This window comes from Holophagaceae bacterium (assembly GCA_016720465.1).
GTDB lineage: Bacteria > Acidobacteriota > Holophagae > Holophagales > Holophagaceae > JANXPB01.
In genome coordinates this window covers 241,203-262,240 of sequence record JADKKO010000001.1, presented here as the reverse complement: position 1 = coordinate 262,240, position 21,038 = coordinate 241,203, and the positions used below count along the sequence as shown (strand labels likewise).

At 65.2% G+C, this 21,038-nt stretch carries 16 protein-coding genes and 1 riboswitch; of the genes, 13 read left to right on the top strand and 3 right to left on the bottom strand.

Annotated features, from left to right (window positions below):
- The first annotated feature begins 122 nt into the window (after positions 1 to 122).
- Positions 123 to 758: a hypothetical protein gene (locus tag IPQ13_01115; protein MBL0209507.1), complete on the top strand. Its 636-nt coding sequence runs from the start codon at positions 123 to 125 to the stop codon at positions 756 to 758.
- Between the two features lie 119 nt (positions 759 to 877).
- Here the strand turns inward: IPQ13_01115 and larB are convergent, their stop codons facing one another.
- Positions 878 to 1,537 (bottom strand): nickel pincer cofactor biosynthesis protein LarB, encoded by a 660-nt coding sequence (gene larB, locus IPQ13_01110; GenBank protein ID MBL0209506.1) that lies wholly within the window; start codon positions 1,535 to 1,537, stop codon positions 878 to 880.
- Between the two features lie 62 nt (positions 1,538 to 1,599).
- Positions 1,600 to 2,430 (bottom strand): ATP-dependent sacrificial sulfur transferase LarE, encoded by an 831-nt coding sequence (gene larE, locus IPQ13_01105; protein ID MBL0209505.1) that lies wholly within the window; start codon positions 2,428 to 2,430, stop codon positions 1,600 to 1,602.
- Between the two features lie 41 nt (positions 2,431 to 2,471).
- On the opposite strand from larE, the gene IPQ13_01100 reads away from it, so the two are divergent.
- A complete protein-coding gene (locus tag IPQ13_01100) occupies positions 2,472 to 3,023 on the top strand; it encodes a hypothetical protein (GenBank protein ID MBL0209504.1) in 552 nt (183 codons plus the stop codon).
- Between the two features lie 115 nt (positions 3,024 to 3,138).
- Here the strand turns inward: IPQ13_01100 and IPQ13_01095 are convergent, their stop codons facing one another.
- Positions 3,139 to 4,548, bottom strand: coding sequence for an adenosylhomocysteinase (locus IPQ13_01095; GenBank protein ID MBL0209503.1), 1,410 nt, complete (start codon positions 4,546 to 4,548; stop codon positions 3,139 to 3,141).
- Positions 4,549 to 4,618: 70 nt separating this feature from the next.
- A riboswitch (S-adenosyl-L-homocysteine riboswitch) is annotated at positions 4,619 to 4,687 on the bottom strand.
- Between the two features lie 107 nt (positions 4,688 to 4,794).
- Between IPQ13_01095 and IPQ13_01090 the strand changes: the two genes are divergently transcribed.
- The 11 genes from IPQ13_01090 (at position 4,795) to IPQ13_01040 (ending at position 20,999) form a co-directional block, all read left to right on the top strand.
- Positions 4,795 to 8,244, top strand: a complete 3,450-nt coding sequence (locus tag IPQ13_01090) for a protein kinase (protein MBL0209502.1) — start codon at positions 4,795 to 4,797, stop codon at positions 8,242 to 8,244.
- 48 nt (positions 8,245 to 8,292) lie between these two features.
- Positions 8,293 to 9,135: a 4-(cytidine 5'-diphospho)-2-C-methyl-D-erythritol kinase gene (ispE, locus tag IPQ13_01085; protein ID MBL0209501.1), complete on the top strand. Its 843-nt coding sequence runs from the start codon at positions 8,293 to 8,295 to the stop codon at positions 9,133 to 9,135.
- Positions 9,136 to 9,175: 40 nt separating this feature from the next.
- Complete coding sequence (locus IPQ13_01080; GenBank protein MBL0209500.1) at positions 9,176 to 9,676, top strand: hypothetical protein; 501 nt, start codon at positions 9,176 to 9,178, stop codon at positions 9,674 to 9,676.
- 57 nt (positions 9,677 to 9,733) lie between these two features.
- Entirely contained in the window at positions 9,734 to 9,931 is a 198-nt protein-coding gene (locus IPQ13_01075; GenBank protein MBL0209499.1) for a hypothetical protein, read from the top strand.
- A 122-nt stretch (positions 9,932 to 10,053) separates the two neighbouring features.
- A complete protein-coding gene (locus tag IPQ13_01070) occupies positions 10,054 to 10,974 on the top strand; it encodes an ABC transporter ATP-binding protein (protein ID MBL0209498.1) in 921 nt (306 codons plus the stop codon).
- Positions 10,975 to 11,019: 45 nt separating this feature from the next.
- Positions 11,020 to 12,078, top strand: coding sequence for an ABC transporter permease (locus IPQ13_01065; GenBank protein MBL0209497.1), 1,059 nt, complete (start codon positions 11,020 to 11,022; stop codon positions 12,076 to 12,078).
- 237 nt (positions 12,079 to 12,315) lie between these two features.
- The gene (locus IPQ13_01060) at positions 12,316 to 13,587 is read left to right on the top strand and encodes an MFS transporter (protein MBL0209496.1); all 1,272 of its coding nucleotides are present in this window, start codon (positions 12,316 to 12,318) and stop codon (positions 13,585 to 13,587) included.
- Positions 13,588 to 13,691: 104 nt separating this feature from the next.
- On the top strand, positions 13,692 to 15,185 hold the full coding sequence (gene hutH / locus IPQ13_01055; protein ID MBL0209495.1) for a histidine ammonia-lyase: 1,494 nt from the start codon (positions 13,692 to 13,694) through the stop codon (positions 15,183 to 15,185).
- Complete coding sequence (locus IPQ13_01050) at positions 15,182 to 15,970, top strand: HD domain-containing protein (protein MBL0209494.1); 789 nt, start codon at positions 15,182 to 15,184, stop codon at positions 15,968 to 15,970. Before hutH ends, IPQ13_01050 begins: the two co-directional genes overlap by 4 nt.
- The gene (locus IPQ13_01045; protein ID MBL0209493.1) at positions 15,967 to 18,630 is read left to right on the top strand and encodes a HEAT repeat domain-containing protein; all 2,664 of its coding nucleotides are present in this window, start codon (positions 15,967 to 15,969) and stop codon (positions 18,628 to 18,630) included. The genes IPQ13_01050 and IPQ13_01045 overlap by 4 nt, the downstream gene beginning before the upstream one ends.
- A 5-nt stretch (positions 18,631 to 18,635) precedes the next feature.
- On the top strand, positions 18,636 to 20,999 hold the full coding sequence (locus tag IPQ13_01040; protein ID MBL0209492.1) for a HEAT repeat domain-containing protein: 2,364 nt from the start codon (positions 18,636 to 18,638) through the stop codon (positions 20,997 to 20,999).
- Positions 21,000 to 21,038 lie beyond the last annotated feature (39 nt).

The following is a 21,038-nucleotide window of genomic DNA, read 5'->3' as shown; positions in this document are numbered from 1 at the left end:
CGGGACCTTCGACTTCGCGGCCGGCTGCGCCCGCCCCTCGGTCCAGCTCCAATCGTACCTGCCTTGCAGGCGGACGCGCCTTCATTGCCATGGGGCGGGGCGCACCGTATGCTGGATTCGCCATGTCGCGGAAACCTTCCTACACCCTGCCCATCCTGTTGCTGCTTGCCCTTGGCTGCGGCAACAGCGAAGATCCGCGTCTGCCAACCCATCTCTACGAGGATGCGATCCAGAAGAACCAGGCCGGCCAGGGTGACGCGGCCCGCCTGATGATGGATCAGATCGTCAAGCAGTTCCCGGACTCCGAGGCCGCCACCAAAGCCAGGAGAGATATTTATCAAATCGACGCGCTGCAGAAAAAAGATCTGGCCCAGCGGCAGCAGGAGGTCAAAACCACGGTGAAGCGGGTCATCGATGCGCTCAAGCGATACAACACCAAAAAGGGCGAGTATCCGAGCAGCCTCATGGACCTGGTGCCGGAATACCTCGAATCCGCGCCTCTGGCGCCCTGGGGCCATCCCTTCGCCTACCGCGCTTTCGTGGGCGTGCCCATCGAAGACGTCACGGATCGCCGGGGCAAGTTGAGCCAACGGTTCAACACCAAGCTCGACCACTACCAGTTCTGCTGCCTGGGAACCGACTTCGAGCCGGGCGGCTACGGCATGGCCGCCGACATCCTGGTGAAGGATGGTGAAATCCTGGACCCGGTGAAGGAAAAGACCTTCCCGGCCCTGCCCACGCCGCAACCCGTGCGCTGAGGCGGGTCGAGGGTCGAGGGTCGAGGGTCGAGGGTCGAGGGTCGAGGGTCGAGGGTCGAGGGTCGAGGGTCGAGGGTCGAGGAGAAGGATCACACCAGCGGAGCCTTCGACAAGGTCGACTAATTTTGTTCGCGGTGAATCGCGGTTCCCATTCTGTTTAGAAATTTTATCGCCATGCAGGCGGCGCCGAAGCCGTTGTCGATGTTGACCACGGCGATGCCTGGGCTGCAGGAGGCGAGCATGGTATGCAGGGCCACGGTGCCCCCCACGCTGATGCCAGCGCCGACGCTGGTGGGAACCGCGATCACAGGGGCATCCACAAGGCCCGCGACCACCGAAGGAAGGGCGCCTTCCATGCCGGCCGCCACCAACAGGATGGGGCAGACCCGGAGTTCGTCCAGCACGCCGTGGAGCCGGTGCAGGCCCGCCACGCCCACATCGAAGAACGATTTGGACGGATAGCCCAAAGCATCCAGCACGGCCTTGGCTTCCAGAAGCACCGGAATGTCCCCAGTCCCCCCGGTGAGAAGCCCGACCGGGGGCAAATCTTTCATGGGCCGGGGATTGAGCACCGCCGTCCGGCTGGCCCTGTCCACGGCGGCCATGGGAGCCAGCGCATCCATTTGGACTTCAGTCAACTGCGTCGCGATGCGGATCCGCTGGTTTTGGCGCGCTTCCTCGAAGAGTCGGACCAACTGCTCCTGGGATTTGCCGCGGGAAAAAATAACCTCCGGGATGCCCGTCCGCTGCTCGCGTTCATGGTCCCAACGAATATCCACGAACTACCTCGATCTGAAATGGAAAACAGAACCGTGAAATTCACTTCAAAGCAATAGGACCGCTATTTTGCGATGGCCACCAGGGACTTTGCCAGGCTCCCGCTCTGGAGGCCCGCCAGGTCGACGGCCACGAAGCGGAAGCCCGCGCGCCAACAGGCGCGTTCCAATTCCGTGCGCAGGGGTTCTTCGAGGGCGCGGTGAATCAGGTCCCGTTCTATTTCAAGGCGGACGACACTGTCATGCCAGCGGGCCCGGGCGGGCCAGAGGCCCTGGGCGCGGAGGAAATCCTCCACCTGTTCCACCTGCCGCAGTCGCTCCGGCGTCACTTCGGTCCCCACCGGGAACCGGCTGGCCAGACAGGGCGCGGCGGCCTTGTCGGCATTGGAAAGGCCCCAGTGGCGGGCCAATCGGCGTACTGCCTCCTTGTCGAATCCAGCCTCCAGCAGCGGTGAGAAAACCTCGTGCTCCGAGGCTGCGCGCAGCCCCGGCCGCACATCCCCAAGATCATCCAATTGCGTGCCGTTCAGCAGGACCCCGGCCAGATTCTGCCTGCGGGCCTCGGCTTCCGCGGCGCCGTAGAGGGTCGACTTGCAGTGGTAGCAACGGTCCCCAGAATTGGCGCGGTAGGCCGGGAGATCCGTTTCCCCGGTGGAAAGTTCCTGCAAATCCGCTCCCATCTCGCCAGCCAGGGCATGGGCCTCGGCCCGCTCCGCCTGGGGGAGCGAGGGGCTCACCGCAAGCAGGGCCAAGGTGTCGAGGCCAGCCCGGATGGACGCCGCCAGCACTAGGGTGGAATCGACGCCGCCCGAAAAGCAGACCAGGGCCCGCCGCGATCCCACGCGGGTCCGCAACAGGTCCAGAAGGCTGGATTCAAGGGCAAGCGCGTCATCCATATCCCAAGTGTGGCAGTATTTTCAAAACCTCTGGAGATCCCATGCGCCGTGTCCTGCTCGCACCCGTCGTCCTCGTCCTGCTGGCCTGCGGTTCCTCCAAATTGCAAAAGCGCGAGGCCGAGAACGACATCAAGAAGGACTATCCAGTGATGGTCATGGTGCCCGTGCCGGCCAAGGTGTCCGCGGAGAAAGGTGGCGACGCCCACAAGAAGCTGCTGCTGCTCCATGACAACCTGGCCCGGACCGGCTGGTTCGCCATCCAGCGCAGGGACCTGGGAAACCGGGAGGAATTCACCTACCAGTTGAATTCCAACGCGCCGAAAACCGCCATGCCATCCCCTTCCGGCGGCTTCCAGGTGAAGGCCGCCGAAGCCGAGTTCGTGCGGGCCACGCGCCTGGACCCCGCGGGCAACAGCGCCGTGGTCACCTACCAGGTTCGCCTGGTGAAACCCACCACCCAGTTCCAGCTCTTTGAAGCGCTGCACCCGGGCGTGAAGATCGGCGAGACCAAGGACCGCCACGCCACCTATCAGAAGCAGGGCCGCGATTGGATCCTGATGGGAACCGACGAGAAATTCATGAAGGCGAATTGAACTGGCTGCTCGCAACGAGGAAAAAACACCACGCGGAGGGCAGCTGAGGAGCTGAGGGCAGCAGAGAAAATTCTCTGCTGCCCTCAAAGCTCATGGCTCACGGCCCATAGCTCTTTCAGTAACGGTAGCTGTCCGTCTTGTACGGGCCGGCCTTGCTCACGCCGATGTACTTGGCCTGATCGTCGCTCAGTTCGGTGAGCTGGGCATTGATCTTCCGCAGTTGCAGGCGTGCCACGTGTTCGTCCAGATGCTTGGGCAGCGTGTAGACGCCGATGGGGTATTGGCCGCTGTCACGCTTGGTCCACAGCTCGATCTGCGCCAGGGTCTGGTTGGCGAAGGAGGAAGACATCACGTAGCTGGGGTGGCCCGTGCCGCAGCCCAGGTTCACCAGGCGGCCCTTGGCCAGCAGGATGATGCGCTTGCCGTCAGGGAAAATGATGTGGTCCACCTGAGGCTTGATCTCCTCCCAGGTGTACTGCTCCAGCGCGGCCACTTCGATCTCGCTATCGAAATGCCCGATGTTGCAGACGATGGCCTGGTCCTTCATGCGGAGCATGTGGCTGTGGTCGATGACGTGGTAATTGCCGGTGGCGGTCACGAAAATGTCGGCCTTGTCCGCGGCGTAGTCCATTGAAACCACGCGGTAGCCTTCCATGGCGGCCTGAAGGGCGCAGATGGGATCGATTTCCGTCACCCAGACCTGGGCCCGGAGCGCGCTGAGGGCCTGGGCGCAGCCCTTGCCCACATCGCCGTAGCCGCAGACCACCGCGACCTTGCCGGCCACCATCACATCCGTCGCGCGCTTGATGCCATCCACCAGGGATTCGCGGCAGCCATACAGGTTGTCGAACTTGCTCTTGGTGACGCTGTCGTTCACGTTGATGGCGGGAAATTTCAATTCGCCCTTCTTGGCCATTTCATACAAGCGATGCACGCCCGTCGTGGTTTCTTCAGTCACGCCCTTGATGGCATCCAATTGCTTGGCGTACCAGCCGGGTTGGGCGGCGATGCGCTTCTTGATGGAAGCGAACAACACGCGGGCTTCTTCGCTGTCCGGATGATCGAGGACGCTCAAATCCTGCTCGGCGCGGGCGCCCAGGTGGATCAGGAGCGTGGCGTCGCCGCCATCGTCCAGGATCATGTTCGGCGCGCCTTCGGGAAAGTCGAAGATGCGGTGCGTGAACTCCCAGTAGGCTTCCAGGCTCTCCCCCTTGTAGGCGAACACCGGCGTGCCGGTTTCGGCAATGGCCGCTGCCGCGTGGTCCTGGGTGCTGAAGATGTTGCACGAGGCCCAGCGCACGTTCGCGCCGAGGGCTTTCAGCGTTTCGATGAGCACGGCCGTCTGGATGGTCATGTGCAGCGAGCCCGCGATGCGCGCGCCCTTCAGCGGCTGGGCCGCGGCGAACTCGTCCCGGATGGCCATGAGCGCCGGCATCTCGCTTTCGGCGATGGCGATCTCGCGGCGGCCCCATGGGGCCAGGGACAGATCCTGGACGTGGAAATCCTGTTGGGTTCCTGAAGCCATGCGAAGCCTCCTCAAGCTCTGAAAGCCGGAGGCGATGGCCCGCTCACCATTCGCCAGCCCCGGCAGGGTTGTGAGGTGAGCGCCGTTGATCAGGTGCATCCGAGCCTGGGACAGTTGCCTCGCAGCGCTCCTCGGACTTAGGTATTTTAAGCCAGATCGCCTCTGGCCGCGAAGGGAAAATCCTGGCCAAAAGCGAACTCCTGAGGGGCCGCGGTGGCATGATGGAGGGATTCCCCTCCAGGCACCATGGACGAAAAGCCCCGCGAAACCAGTCTCCTGCGCAAGGCCCAGGCCCTGGGATTGCTCTCGCTCGAGGAGCTGGAACTCGGAAACATGAGTCTGGAATTCCTGATCCAATCCGGCCGCATCTCCCAGGCCCAGGTGGATCAACTCAGCGCTGGGCTCGACCTGGAATCCAATGACCCTTCCCAGCTACCGACCCAGGCTGAACCCACCCAGGACCCTGATCTGACGGCCCTGGAAGCCTCCTTTGCCGGCTGGGAGCGGTACGAGGTCCTCGGGTTCATCGCCCAGGGCGGCATGGGCCGGGTCTACAAGGCCCAGGACCGGAAACTCGGCCGTCTGGTGGCCCTGAAATTCGTCTCGGCCGGTTCCGGCACCGCGCCCCGCCGCTTCGCCGTGGAGGCCCAGGCCCAGGCCAGGGTCGAGCACGAAGCCGTTTGCCGGATCTACGAGGTCGGGGAATGGCGCGGCCAACCCTACATCGCCCTGCAATACATCGACGGAAAACCTCTTCTGGATTGCTTCGGGAGCATGGGGCTCGAGGCCAAGGTGGACTTGATCCGGCGGACGGCCGAGGGCCTCCACGCCGCCCACCGATTGGGCCTGATCCACCGGGACATCAAGCCCAGCAACATCATGGTGGAACGAGGCGGCGACGGCCGCCTCCAGCCCTATGTGATGGATTTCGGCCTGGCCCGGGTGCAGGAGACGAGCGGGCTCACCCAGACCGGGATGATCGTCGGCACACCCGCGTACATGGCCCCGGAGCAAGCCAGGGGCGACCAGGTCGCGGTGGATCGGCGCAGCGATGTCTATTCCCTGGGCGCGACGCTCTACGAAATCCTCACGGGAAAGCGTCCCTTCGAAGCCAAGTCTTCCATGGACGTCCTGGTGGCGATCCTGACGGAGGAACCCAGGCCCATGCGCCAGCTCGTGCCGAGCCTTCCGGCGGACCTGGAGAGCATCACCTTGAAGTGCCTGGAAAAGGATCCCGCCAAGCGCTACGAATCCGCCCAGGCGGTGGCGGACGATCTGGGCCGCTTCCTGGACGGAGAACCCATCAAGGCCCGCCAGATCGGACCGCTCCAGCGGCTCGATCGGCGGGTCCGCAGATATCCGGTGGCCAGTTCATTGATCACAGGCTCCATCCTGCTGGCCCTGGCCCTGGGAGCCTGGGGCATCCGGACGGCGTTGCGGTCCCGGGAGCAGGCGGCACTGGCCCAGCGGTTCGGGCAGGATGCTGAGCAGATCGATGCCATCCTGCGCTATGGGCACCTGCTCCCCATGCATGACCTCCGGACGGAAAAAACCCTGGTCATCGAGCGGATGAAGTCCATTACCGCCCGGATGGAGCAGTTGGGCGCCCTGGCTGAAGGTCCGGGCAACACCGCGCTCGGCCGGGGGCATCTGGCCCTGGGGAATCTGCCGGAGGCCCGGAAGGCCTTGGAACGCGCCTGGAAACTCGGAAACCGCACGCCCGAAACCGCCCTGCCGTTAGGGCAATCCCTCGCGGGCCTGTACCAGCAGGCCCTGGCCGAAGCTCGGAAGATCCAGGATCCCGCCCAAAGAGCCAAACGGAAACAGGCCCTGGCCGCGGAGCTTCGGGATCCGGCCCTGCGCTATCTCCAAGCCGGCCGGAGCCTTTCCGGGTCGGGCGCCTACATCGAAGGCCTCATCGCCCTGCAGGAAGAACGCTTTGACGAAGCGTTGGTGAAAGCGGTGGCTGCTTCAAAACAGATTCCCTGGTTCTACGAGGCCATCGCCCTGGAAGGGCAGATCTGGTGGGCCCGGGCAAGCTCCCTCGCGGAGCGGGGCGAATATGTGGCGGTGGTCGAAGCAGTCCGCAAATCCGAAGAAGCCTACGACCGTGCCCTACCCATCGCCCGGAGCGACGATTCCCTGTTCCTGGGCAAGGCCAAGTCCCTGTTGGTGGAAATGATCGTGAGCGGGGAGCAGGGCCAGTCCACCGAAGTTCCGTTCACCAAAGGGATGGCAGCCTTGCGGGAGGCCCGGAGGGCGGATCCTGAGCGCGCCGAAACCCACGCGGTCGAAGCCCGCCTGCGCTGGCAGCGCGCGAGCGACCTCGCCAACCACGGGAGCGACGGCCGGGTGGAATTGAGAGCCTCCGTCGCGGCTGCCGAGGAGGCCGTCCGCCGCGATCCGATGGATATACGGAACATTGAAAGCCTGTCCACCGCCTGCTGGTATTTGTCCCAGCAGGAGACCAGCCATGGCGCCGACGGCGAACCCGCGCTCCAGAAAGCGGAGTCCGTTCTGGAGCGGGGCAAGGCCCTGGATCCGCGAAGCTCGGTCATCTACCGGAACATGGGGGTGGTCCATGGCATCCGGGCCGAAGCGCGATTCAGGACGGGCGGCGACCCCAAGCCCGACCTTGAGGCGAGCGTGGCGGCTTTCCGGAAAGCCATCGAACTGGATCCCGACTTCATCCAGGCTTACAACAATATCGCCAATGCCCTGAGCCTGATGGCCGGAATGCAGAACGACCGCGGCGAGGACCCCAGGCAGACCCTCGAACAGGCCGACGCCAGCCTGGCCAAGGCCGTGGAATTGAACCCGAACCTAGCGGATGCCTGGGATGAGCGGGGCACCGTGCGGAACCTGCTGGCCACCTACCGGCACACCCACGGGGAGGATCCGCGGCCGGACATCGATTTGGCCCTCGGACATTTCCAGACGGCCCTTAAGGGCAACCCCGCCATGCCGCAGGCCATGGTCCACCAGGCCCAGGCTTGGCTGCTCAAGGCCACCTACCTCCGCGAAACCGGACAGGAGCCCTGGAAGCCCCTGGAGGATGCCGAGCAGGCCTCCCGGCGTTCCCGTGAAATCAACCGGGACTATGGCGAAATCGCGGCGACCTTCGCCGACATCCTTCAACTGAAGGCTGAACTTCTAGCGGAGCGGAATCGGCCCTACGGACCGGTCCTGGCCGAGGCCCGTGCAGCCTTGGACGCCGCCTTGAAGCGCGATGCCACGTCGCCATCCCTGTGGGAGCGCAAGGTGGCGATCGAGCTGCTGCTGGCGCGCCTGCAGCCGGCCGCGGCGCCGGGGTTCATCAGATCAGCGGAATCGCTCCTGCAAAAAGCGGAGTTCCACAGCGCCAAGACGACCATCAACCTGAATCTGCGCGCGCGGCTTGCCCTGGCCCAGGCCGCCCTCGCCTTCAGGGCCAGGGCGGATGCGGCTTCACCGCTGAGGATGGGGCTGGAGGCCATCGACCAATCCATGAGGCTGAATTCCAACCAGGCCGAAGCGAAGGCCCTTCGCGGAGCCCTTTTGATCAACCGTTCCAACGCCCAGAAGGATGCGAAATCCCGGCAGGAAGATGCCCAGGCCGCCCGTGGGGAATTCGAGGCCGCCTTGAAGGCCAACCCGCTGCTGCGCCGCGAATGGCAACCGCTGCTGGAGGAGGCCGCGAAGAGCGCGGGAGCGTGAATTCCAGCACCTGCTCCTGGCCATGCCTGCTTGGGTTATGGTGGAGCCATGTCCTTGAGCATCCAGGCGCCAGCCAAGTTCAACCGGTATCTCGGCATCCTGGAGCGCCGGCCGGACGGTTTCCATGAGCTGGAATTGGTGACCACCGTCTTGGACGGGGTCGCGGAGCTGACCGACACGCTGCGCGCCGAGCCCGCCGGCACCTTGAGCCTCACCCTTTCTGGACCCAAGTCCGAAGGGCTTGAGGTGGACGAATCCAACCTGGTGCTGCGGGCCTGGCAAAGGCTCGAGCAGATCGCCGGGAAATCCCTCCCCGCAACGCTGCATCTCGAAAAAAGGATCCCCCACGGCGGCGGCCTGGGCGGTGGAAGCAGCGATGCCGCCGCGGCCTTGAAGCTCGGCAATGACATGTTCGGCCTGGGCCTTTCGCAGGCAGCCTTGATGCAGCAGGCCGCCACGTTGGGATCGGACGTGCCCCTGTTCATCCTGGGCGGCAGCGTGCTGGGCCTCGGCCGGGGCGAGCGCGTCTTCCCGCTCCGGGACATCCCGCTGGAGCCGATCCTGATCGTCCATCCGGACCTCCATGTGGGCACGCCCTCGGTCTACCGGGCGCTCTCCTCGCTGGGATATCCGTTTCCGGAGGCGCTGCCTGGCCTCGGGGACCGCCAGGCCCCGCCCTGGCGGAATGATCTCACCGGAGCGGCGATCTATGTCTGCCCTCCGCTCGCGGAGGTCCGGCAGGCGCTCCTGGAATGCGGCGGCGAACCTCTGCTTTGCGGTTCTGGTTCCTGCTGGGCCGCCCGCTTCGGGACCGCGGAGGAGCGGAACATGGCCGCTGGCGGATTGCGCCTGGCCCACCCGTCCTGGGGAATCTGGACCGCCGGGAATTGATCTGTGGTGGAATTGGGGTGGATCCCCGAGAAGGAGCGCTATGAATCCCAAGGTCATCGGTGCCGTGGTTGTGGTGGTCGGAGTCGCGGCCTGGTTCGGGTTGAAGGACAGGCCGTCCTCGGACCCTGCCATCGCCACGCAGCAGGCCACGGAGGCCGCGCTCAAGGAGCTCGTCCCGCTGCTCGAAGACGCCACCAGCAAAGCACAGAGTTCCACGCGGCAGGACCAGGTGGATTGGAACCGGGTGGCCGAGAACGCCATCCGCGCCTTCCAGGCCAAATCCGGCCATTCCAGCCGGAGAAATCCCTACGAAGCCGCGGCTCCCGCATTCGTCAGCGGGCCGGCCGGCACCCGGCTGGGCACCGTGTATCTGGACGGCAGCCACGCCACGGCGGAAGGGGTGGTCCTGGTGACGGGCATCTACCGGGACAAGGGAAGCAACACCCTGCATGACAATCCCCAGACCGTGCCCGTGAGCCCGGTATGGAAACCCAAGGCCGGGCCGGGAAACCTGGACCACATGATCATCCAGGGGCTCTGAAAAGGCACTGGCGCAGGCCTGTTCCCGGGCCCATGTTTGGGGGCGTTGGGAGCCTCCATGCACCCGCTGCTGCTGCCATTCATCGCCATCGAAGTGCCGGTGCTGTTCATCTTCGCGGCCAGCGTGGTCTTCCTCCGGCGGCGCCGTCCGGAACGATGGCTGCCCATGCTGATGATTTTCGAGTTTCCCCTGGTGGCGGCCGGTGGAGTGGGTTTGCCATTGTGGATGGCCTGCCAGGTGTTCCTGGGGCGTTAGGGACGAAGACCGCCGCGGCATCCAGTTTTCCAGGCGCCGCTCACCGGTTCCGGCCGCCGGTTCGCCGATGCGATTGCGACTGATGCTCCCCCCGATGGCATCATGGATTCCACGAGGCATTCATGAGCGAGCTGGCACTCCGCGTCCGCGGGCTGAAAAAACAATACCCCAAGGTGCTGGCCGTGGCGGGCGTGGACCTGGATGTCGTGCGAGGAGAAGTGTTCGGCCTGCTGGGTCCCAACGGCGCGGGCAAGACTACCACCCTGGAGATGATCGAGGGCCTGACACACCCGGATTCCGGAGAAATGGAAATCCTCGGCCTCAACTGGAAACAGCATGGATCGGAAATCCGGGCCCGCATCGGCGTTCAATTGCAGAGCACGTCTCTCTTCAACAAAGTCACGCCGCGGGAGGCCCTGACCCTCTACGGCGGATACTACCCCAAGGCTCGGACCGCCGATGAACTTCTGGAGCTGGTGCAGCTCACGGACAAGGCCGATGCCTACCACATCACCCTGAGCGGCGGCCAGATGCAGAGGCTGGCGCTGGCCATGGCCCTGGTGAACGACCCGGAGCTGGTGTTCCTGGACGAGCCCACCACGGGCCTGGATCCCCAGGCGCGGCAAAGCCTCTGGGAGGTGGTCCGGCATATCAAGTCCGAGGGCAGGACCGTGATCCTCACCACGCACTACATGGACGAGGCCGAGGCGCTATGCGACCGCCTGGCCATCATGGACCACGGCAAGGTGCTCACCCAGGGAACGCCGGCGGAGCTCATCTCGCAATTGGCCATACCGAGCGTGGTGGAACTGAGTTTCGAGGGCCAGGCCCCCGCCAAGGAGGCCTTTCAATCACGCCTCGGCACTCCGATCCAACTGCGCGGAGACCTCTGGGAAATCCCGACCCCGGACCCGAAATCCCTGTTGCCGAAACTCCTGGAAGCCGCGGAAAGGGAAAGGATCCCCTATCGGCAAGTGCATGTGCGGCGGGCCACACTCGAGGATGTCTTCCTTCAAAAGACCGGCCACAGCTTAAGAGACTGAATTCACGCAAGCCCCTATACGACCTGATTTTCCTTGGTGGTGAACATGCTTCTCTGGCGCCAGTTCTTGATGGAATGGAAACTCTACAGCCGCGACCGGGTGGCGATGTTCTGGACCTTCGCCTTCCCCGTCCTCATGCTGCTCGGCTTCGGCGTGATTTTCCGCGGCGGCGACGCCCCGAAGCTGAGCGTTGTCTGGGTCCAACCGGTCCAGATGGCGCCCAAGGACGTGGCCTTGCTGAAGACCCTGGAGACCTTTCCCACGAAGCTGATCCCGCTGCCGCCGGAAGAGGCCGAAGCCAGGTGGACCAAGGGCGAGACCGCGGTGCAGGTCGAACCCGCCGGCGACGGCTTCCGCATGAAGGTGAACAGCTATCTCGTGGCCCAGGGCCAGATGACTGCGCAGATCGTCCAGCAGGCCTTTCTCATCTCGCAATCGCAGCTTCAGGGGCAGCCCATGCCGAAGCTCATCCCCGTGAGCACCGAGAGCCCGGGCCATGCCAAGGCGGCCAATTACGCGGCCTTCCTGCTTCCGGGCCTGCTGGGCATGAACCTGATGAGCATGGGGCTGTTCGCCGTGGGCATGGTGAATGTGAGCTACCGCGAAAAAGGGAAATTCCGCCGGCTCGCCGTGACACCGCTCCCCAAGTGGATCTTCCTCATGGGCCAGGTGATGCACCGCCTCACCGTCACCTTGATCCAGACCATTTTCCTGCTCATCGTCGGACGCCTGGTGTTCGGTATCGAGAACCAGGGGTCCTACGTCCTGCTGAGCGTGGTGATGGTGGCGGGCACGGCCTGCTTCATGGCCATGGGATTCGCGCTGTCCAGTTTCGCGGAGACCAGCGAAACCTACGCCGCCATCTCGAACCTGCTGTTCTTCCCGATGATGTTCCTGAGCGGCGTCTACTTCACCCTGGATGCGGCGCCGAAATGGCTCCAGCAGGCCGTCATCGCCCTGCCCCTCTCGCCCTTCCTGAAGGCGCTCCGGGCCGTCTACAACGATGGCGCGGCGCTCACCAGCCATGTTGCCGGACTCGGGATCATCCTCGTCTGGACCGCCCTCTGCTTCGGCCTCGCGGTGAAGCGGTTCAGGTGGGCGTGATCGTAGTTGAAGAGTTGAAGAGTCGAAGAGTCGAAGAGTCGAAGAGTCGAAGAGTCGAAAAGTTGAAAAGTTAAAAGAGTGTGGCTTGAAGCTCTCGACTCCTCAACTTTTCAACTTTTCGACTTTTCGACTTTTCGACTTGCCACTTCAACCCCGATGGCTGCCGTCTCGAAATCGAGGAATGAGCATTCCTGATTCCCTGATCGGCCCGGTATCCTTGAAGGTTGGAGAACACGGATGACTGATCGAAAAGCCCGAATGGCCATCTTCCTGACGGTCTTCATGGATCTGCTGGGATTCGGCATCGTGATTCCCATCCTGCCGCTCTACGCCGAATCCATCGCGGCCCAGGGAGAGGCCCCATGGATGCAGGCCGTGACGGGCTGGATGCGCCTGCAGGATGTCGGCGCATTCTGGGCGGGCGTCGTCTTCATCAGCTTTTCGGTGATGCAGTTCATCGCCACCCCGATTCTGGGGCGCATCTCCGACCAGGTCGGCCGGAAGCCGGTGCTCTGGATCTCGCTGATGGGATCCGCGGTCGGCTACCTGATGATGGCCCTCACCATGCGATTTGAATGGGTGCTCGCGGCCCGGGTCCTGGACGGAATCACCGGCGGCAACATCGCCGTGGCGCAGGCGGCCATGACGGACGGGTCCAAGCCCGAGGAACGTTCTCGGCTGCTGGGCATGATCGGCGCGGCATTTGGCCTGGGTTTCGTGATCGGCCCCGCCCTGGCGGGTGTGCTGGCAGGCTCGAAGTTCGGCGAATCCATGCTGGCGCAGCACGGCTGGCACCTGCCTTTCTTCGTGGCCGCAGGCCTGTCCTTCCTGGCAGCGACCTTCGTGCTGGCTTGGCTGCCCGAAACGCTCACACCCGAATTGCGCGCGATGGCCAAGGCCAAAGAGAGCCGCGGGCACGCGCTGATGGTCGCGTTGAGGACGCCTGGCATGGCGCAATTGCTATTCATCGCGCTGCTCGCCATGTCCGGTTTCGCGATGATGGAGGGCACCTTCAGCCTCCTGGCCCATGCGCGCTTCGGGTTCGGCCAGCGGGAGGTGGGCTACCTGTTCGCCTTCATCGGCATTTTGATCGTCCTGTATCAGGGCGGACTGGTCCGTGTGGTGAGCAAGCGGATTCCCGAGCGGGTGGCGGTCCTTTCAGGTCTCGCCCTGATGGCCTGCACCTTGCCATTCCTTCCCTCCTCGCCCTGGAAATGGCCTTTCCTGCTCCTGATGGTGCCCCTGTCCTGGGGATCAGGCATGAACAGCACCGCCACCAGCGCCTTGGCTTCCCAGCTCACTCCCGCCGAGGAACAGGGCAGCCTGTTCGGCGCCATGGGAGCCATGCAGGGGCTGGGCCGGATCATCGGCCCCGCCGTGGGCACCTTCGCCTTCGCGAAATGGGGCTATGCGTCGCCCTACTTCATCGCCACGGCCACCGTGGGATTGGGCCTGGTGCTGGCGCTGACGCTGCGCAACGTGCACCGTGGCGCCAGCGTGCCCAGTTGATGGAGCCCGGCGCTCCCAGCGGGGCGCTGTGGAATTTCAAGACACGCTCTGAGACCCGTCGAGCCCGTTGAAACCAGCTAGAATGGCTGTTTACGGGTAGAAAAATGATTGAATTGAATGGCCTGGATCTGAATGCCGAAGGACTGTCCCGCATTGCGGCGGGGGAGGCCGTTTCACTCGCCCCCTCAGCGCTCGCATCGGTTTCGGAGAACCGCCGCGTGATCGACCGGATCCTGGCGGAGGGCCGCACGGTCTACGGCATCAACACGGGTTTCGGACAGTTCGCCACGGTCGTGATCCCGCCGGACCAGCTTCAACAATTGCAGCTCAACCTCATCCGCAGCCACGCCGCCGGCGTGGGCGAACCGCTGCCCCTGGACCAGACACGCGCGCTCATGGCCGCGCGCATCAACTGCCTGCTGCGGGCCCACAGCGGCATCCGCCCCGAACCCATCCATCTGCTCGCCGCCTGCCTGAACCAGAATGTTCTGCCGGTCGTCCCTTGCCAGGGCAGCGTCGGCGCCAGCGGCGATCTCGCCCCGCTCGCGCACATGGCCCTGCTGCTCGTGGGAGAAGGCCTCGCCTGGCGCGGCGGCAAACAGATTCCAGGCGGAGACGCGTTGAAAGCCGAGGGCCTGGATCCCATCCAGTTGCAGGCCAAGGAGGGCCTGGCCCTTATCAATGGCACCCAGCTCATCACATCGCTAGGTTGCCTGGCCCTGCAAAGGCTGAGGGATCTCACGGCTCTGGCGGACGAAGTCGCGGCGCTGTCGCTGGAGGCCCTGCGGGGATCCCGGGCCGCCTTCGACCCGCGCATCCATGCGGCGCGTCCCCATCCCGGCCAGATCGAGGTGGCCGCGAACCTGCGGCGCATCCTGGGCCCGACCTCCGAGATCGCCGACAGCCATCGCGACTGCCACCGCGTCCAGGACGCCTATTCCCTGCGCTGCCTGCCCCAGGTCCATGGGGTCGCCCGCGACGCCCTGGGCTTCGCCGGCGGGATCCTGGAGCGCGAGCTGAACAGCGCCACGGACAACCCGATGATTTTCACGGACACCCAGGAGTCGCGCTCCGGCGGCAACTTCCACGGCCAGTACCCGGCCTTCGCCTGCGATGTGCTGGCCATCATCTGCGCGGACCTCGCGAGCATCTCGGAGCGCCGCCAGGAACGGATGGTGAACCCCGCCACCAGCGATCTGCCGGCCTTCCTCACGGAACACGGCGGTTTGGAATCGGGCTTCATGATGGCCCACGTCACCTCGGCGGCCCTGGTTTCGGAGCTCAAGGGCCTGGCCCATCCCGCCTGCGTGGACAGCATCCCCACGAGCGCCGGCAAAGAGGATCACGTCAGCATGGGGCCCATCGCCGCCCGCAAGCTGACTCGCGCCGTGGACGGCCTGGAACAGGTGCTGGCCATCGAAGCCCGGATGGCGCTGGAAGGCGTCCGCCTGGTGGGACTCGCCCCGGCGGCGGGACTGCAACCCCTGATGTCGAGACTTTCGGAATCCTGCGCCGTATGGCGGGACCGGCCTATGTTTGAGGAAATCAGCCTTTCCCTTCAAGCGCTGCGGCTCCATATGCGAGAATTCCAGGCATGAACCCTCCCAGGGCGAAAGCCAATGGCATGAAACAGGGGGCCTCCGGCCCCGGGCCGGAGGCTGCCGGGGAAGGCCCCGCGAAGGCGGTGCCGCGAGCCTGGCGGGCGCGCTGCGAGGCCGACCTGCGGGCCTTCTCGGACGCGGATTCCATCCGCTTCTGGGGCATCGCCCATCAAGTCGAGGGCGAAGCCCGGCCCGTCTTCAACTACCGATTCGAGCACACCGCCGCGGCGGTGAAGCTGGGCCGGTGGCTCTGCCCGCAGGTGGGGGCGGATCCGGACATCGTGGAGTGCGCCCTCTGGCTCCATGACTGCCGGAAAAAACTGAAAGACCCCTTCTCCAAGGACACCCACGCGGCGGATGCGGCGGCCGAAGTCTCCACCATCCTCCGTGGCACCGACTTCCCTCAGGCGAAGATCCCGGCGGTCTGCCACGCCATCGAGCACCACGTCGGCCTGCGGCTGACGAAAAAGCTCGCGCCCATCGAAACCGCCTGCGTCTGGGACTGCGACAAGCTGAGCAAGCTGGGCGCTGCCAGCCTCATCCATTTCGGCTGCATCAGCGGCGCGTTCCAGCCCATCACCACCGAAGACATCCTGCTGCGCGGCGAGGCCTGGCTGGAGCTCTGCGAAGTCATCGCCGCGAGCATGAACACACTTCCTGGCAAAGCGGAGGCGGAACGCCGGCTCGCCTTCCTCCGGGCGCACTACCAGCAGCTCGGCCGGGAATGGAGGGAGCCCATGGAGCCCTCCCCCGCCGACGCAACCCAGAGCCTGGTTCCATGAGCGCCCACCTCTCATTGCTGGAGATCTTCCAGCGGACGCTGAAATTCCTTCAGCTCTACGCGCCGGACGATCCCAAGGCCGGCCAGGCCTTGCAGGCCGTGTTCGAGGCGCTTTCGGAACAGCTGGATTTCTCGGGTTCCTTGGAAATCGACGTGTTCCAATCCCGCGGTCGCTTCCAGTTGCTCGCCAACGGCCAACTGATGGATGGCCCGCCCCAGGCCGTCACCTCCCTGGCCCAGTCCCTCATCGACCGGCGCATCCACCGCATCAGCTTCGAGCGCGGCATGGATGAGGACGAGCTCCGCATCCTGTTTTTCCTCCTCCAGCTCAAGCCGCAGCGATTGGTGGAACTGGGCGGTCCGACCACCTTCTCGTCCGAGATGCCGAACATCCTGCTGAACGAAGGCATCACGCTCTCCGGGGTCGGCGGGCTGAGCCGGCCGGTTCCCATGGAACCGGTGCCCATGCGGCCGCTCCCCGCGCTGGAACCCATCCCAACGCCCCCCCGCGTCCCCACGCCGCCGCCCATCCCGGTGCTCACCACCATGCCGCTGGCCAATGTGCCCATGGAGCTGCCGACACCGCCACGGGCGCTGACGCGGCCCCTCCCGCCCGAGTGGGATCCCTCCGTGTTCGACGTGCCGCCCGCTGCGCCGCCCCCCCTGCCCGCGACGCCCAAGGCATCCTCCCAGCTCACCTCTGCCCGGGACACCTTGAAGGCCCTGCTCGGGGACCCCCTGCCGGAACCGGAGCAGCCGGCGGAGGAAGCCCTGCCGATGCCGCCCGTGTTCTCCGCAAATCCCTCCCAGGATGCGGACCCGCCGGCCCCAGCGGTTTCCGCGGTTCCCCCGCCGGTGGTGCTGCCGCCCCTCAATGAGCGGCTGGCGGAACTGTTCGGGCCCATCGCGGACTCGGCGCAATCGGTGCCGCCGAAAGCATCAGCGCCCTGGTCGACGGATCAATTGGAAGTCCTCAAGAAATCCGAGCTGCGCTTTGCGGATCTCGCGGCCCTGCAAGGGTCGGGGGAACTGCACGAGCTGAACCGCGAGGACTTCGTGGCGCTCAGGGATGCATTGAGGCAGGCCCTCTGGTCGCTTCCGCCCACCAGCCAAGGCTCGATCCTGCTGGGCCTGCCGGTCTTCCCGCCGGGCGAACATGCCCTGCAGCGGGCCATGGACTATCTGGCGCCGGAACTGCTGGCGCAGACCGTGGCCGAAGTGGAATTGCGCCTCCGCCCACCCCGCCCCCAACTGGCCCTCCTGGTGGCCACCCTGCTCCATTGCGTGAAAGACCGGGAGATGAGCCTTGAAGCCCTGAGAGGGCGCCTGCAATTCGAAGGTTGGGACATCCTGGACCTGGAAGCCCTCTACGCGGATATCCGCTGGGAATGCCAGGGCACCGACACCAAGCTGAATCTCGCGGTGCAGGACCAGGGCCTGATGGATCTCGAGTCCTCCCAGATCGGCAGCATCTGCCGCCAATCCATCCGCAGCGGACGGCTGGACGCATTCCAGACCTTCTGGAAAGCCCTGGAGGAAGCGCTCTGGGGCCAGGAAGACCCCCCGCGGCGCAAGGCCGCCCAGGTTTTCGCGGATCTCACCGAGTGCATCATCGATCCAGGCCTTCCCCTCGACTACGACATCAAGCTCCGGGAACTCCTGGCGAAGCACATCACCCTGGAGATGGACCCCGAAGCGCTTGGATGGATGTGCCAGGGCATCGAAACCATGGTCTCCCAGGCCATGGTGAAACCTGACCTGGACTACGCCAGCCGCCAGGTGGAGAACATCCTGAATCTCGCGGTGGCGAGCGCCACCAGGGCAGGCGGCACCAAGATTTCCCAGGCCCTGCACGACCTCTACCTGCGGATGGCCGGGGCGCGCAACGTCAATGCGCTGCTGCCGCTCATCTACCAGCCGCAGGCGGAGCCGGCCGCTTCCCAGTTGAACCGGCTCCTGGGCCTCCTGGGCCAACCGGCGGCGCGCCACCTGGTCTACCGGCTGGGGCAGGAGGAGGACCGCCCCAAACGCTACAAGCTCCTGGACGCGCTCCGCGCCATCGGCCCGAAGGCCGAACTGCCGCTTCGGGAAGCCCTGGCCGCGCCCGAATGGTACCTGGTGCGGAATGTGGTTTCACTGCTCGGGGAAATCGGCGAAAGCTCGGCATTCGATGACGTGGCCCTCACGCTGTCGCATAAGGACGCCCGGGTCCGGCGGATGGCCGCCAAGTCCATGGGGCTGTTGAATGCCGACCGGGCGGTGCCCTTGCTGATCGCGGCCATGCCCGCCGCCGATCCGAACACCCTGCTCGAACTCGTAGCCCAGCTTGGCGATCTGAAAGACCCCAGGGCCGTGTCGCCCCTGGTCGAACTCCTCCAGGATGGAAAAGCCACCGGTCCCGAGGCTGAACAACTGCGCCAGACGGTGTTGGAATCGCTGGGCGCCATCGGGTCTCCCGAGGTGGTGCCCGTCCTTTCCAAACTCTTCAAGAAGAAAGGCTTCCTGGGCCGCCTGGAGCCCCTTCCCTTGCGGATGGCCGCCGCCCGGGCCCTGGGGGCCATCGGCACGCGGGAGGCCCGGGAAGCCATGGCCCTGGCCCTTGAAATAGAAACCAAAGACGAAGTGAAGGCTCTTTTACGCATGCGCTTGATGGGGGACTGACGCCTATGCCCACCTTCATCGAAACAGCCAAGGCCCTGGAAGTGGCGCTGAAGGCCCTGCAGATGTATACGGCCCAGCACCCCAGGACCCAGAAATCGCTGGCGGAGGCCAAGGACTCCCTGGTGGAGTGGATCGCCGAAAAAGCCTCCCTCCATCTGGCCGTGGCCAGGGACAAAGTCTTCGCCGATGGCGTGAAGGTGGAGGGAGCGAGTCCCCACCTCCAGGCGCTGGCCAAACGGTTCTCCGACCGCATGATCGCGGGATTCATCATCCAGCGGGACATGGATGGCGCCGACCTGCTGGCCATGCTGAACCTGCTGCTGCTGAAGCCCGCGAAGATCGAGGAGCTGGGAGGCCCCGGACCGATCCTCGAGCGGGCGGGCATCACGCGCATCCGCGTGAGCCTCACCCGGTACAAGGAAGTGGGGGAAGGCGGCGAAGAGGACGGAGAGGATGACTCGGGACCAGGCTCCAAAGCGGAATCCGGCAAGGAATCGGGAGACAGCGCCGAGGAGCCGCCAGCGGAGGAACCTGCCCAGGAACAGGACGCAGGAGGCGGGATGAGCCTCGAAGCGGCCGAAGCCCTTGAACTTTCCCTGCTCCTGGGCCCGCCCGAGCAGTTGATGAGCATCATCCGGGATGCCTTTGGGGAGATCCTCGGCGCCATGGCCACCGGCGACGGATTGGCCCTGGCGACCCTGCAGCCGGCCTTCCTCGGCAACCTGGGAGCCATGGGCTACCAGCTCGGCCTCGGCGAAGGCATGCCTTCCGCGGCCCAATTGAGCGTCCTCCGGCAAGTCCTCCTGAGCCTGCCTCCGGAGGCCCAGTTGAGCCTCCTGGGAGGCATCCCCACCCTGCCCGGCCAACCCGAAGGCTTGGCCCTGGGCATCCGGGAACTGGCCCCGGAAATCCTGGCCGCAGCGGGCACCACGCTGCTGGGCCAGGGCTATTCCTGGAACCTTCTGCAAGGCCCCCTGCAGGACGTGCTGCGGCCGTTGCCAGAGCGTGAATCCATGGTCCGGGCCCTGGCCATCCACATGCGGCAGCTCGGCTACGACGGCAATCTGGCGGAGTCGCTGCTGCGCCGGCTGGATTGGGAAGCACTGACCCTCGAAGCCAAGGTGGTCCGGGCTTTGGAGAGCCGGCAGCTCTGGGAACTGAACCTTGAACAGCGGTTGGCCTTCCTGCGCGAACTCCTCGAACATGACCGCACCGAAGCCTTCCAGCGCGTCCTGGAGCGGGTGCTGGAGACCCTGACGGTGGAAGACCAGAACCTCCGCCTCGCGGCCACCCAGACCCTGGCCGGCGTCGCCCATTGGATGCGCGAGCCGGGCCTGCCGCCCGGCACCGAGGGCCCCCTCACCCAGAAACTCGAAGCGCATTTCGCCGTGGAAACCTCCGCGCCCATCCATCAAGTGGCCACCGAAGCCCTGAGCATCATCCTGGGGACCATGGTCATCCGCGGGGACCTCGGCGCCGCCCAGACCTGCGTCATGGAACTGCAGGACCTCTGCGGCATCCACGAAGAAATCCAGGATTGGCGCCAGGAAGGCCTGGAAAACCTGAAGGCGCGGCTGGTGCGAGGCGATTGCGTGGAGCGCATCCTGCAACTGCTGTTCGAATTGGACAAGGTGCATCTGACCGCCGAAGTGCTCCCCTTCCTGGAGTGGCTGGGCCCGGTGGCGGCTGGTTTCTTGATGGCCAAACTGGGCGAGGAGACCGAACGCCACCGCCGGGGGCGCCTGCTCGAAGCCCTGCGGGTCCTGGGCTCCGCGGCGGTGGATGCGGTGCAGGAAGGCATGTGCTCGGATGTCTGGTTCATCGTCCGGAATGCCTTGAATCTATTGAGCGACATCGGGGATGCCGGGTCCTTGCCGGCCATCGTGCCGCTGCTGCGCCACACCGATGGCCGGGTGCGCCGCGCCGCGGTGAGGGCCCTGTGGAAACTGGGCGGCGCCGCCGCGGAACCGCATCTCCTGGGCATCCTGAAGGAAACGGATCCCGAAACCAAGTTCGAGGTGCTCTTCGCGCTGGGGCAAATCAAGACGGCCGCGAGCGCGCCGGCGGTCCTGGAACTGGCGGAGGACCGCCGTTCGCCGGAGCGCTTGCGGCTCAAGGCCCTGGAAACCCTCGGAGACCTCGGGGCCGCGGCCGCGGTCCCCGCCCTCGCCGAATTACTCAAGAAAAAGAAGACCTTCTTCGGCACCAGCAGCGAGACCTTCGAGATCCGGATGGGCGTGGCCAAGGCCCTTCAGGGCATCGGCACCCCGGAAGCCCGATGGGCCCTGCAGAAGGCGGTCGAGGCCGAGCCGAAAGGGCCGGAGCGGGATTCGATGCAGCGGATCCTGGAGGCCTTCAACCGGAAATGAGGACCGCCCCCTCACACGAATTTGCATTCGAAAAGATAA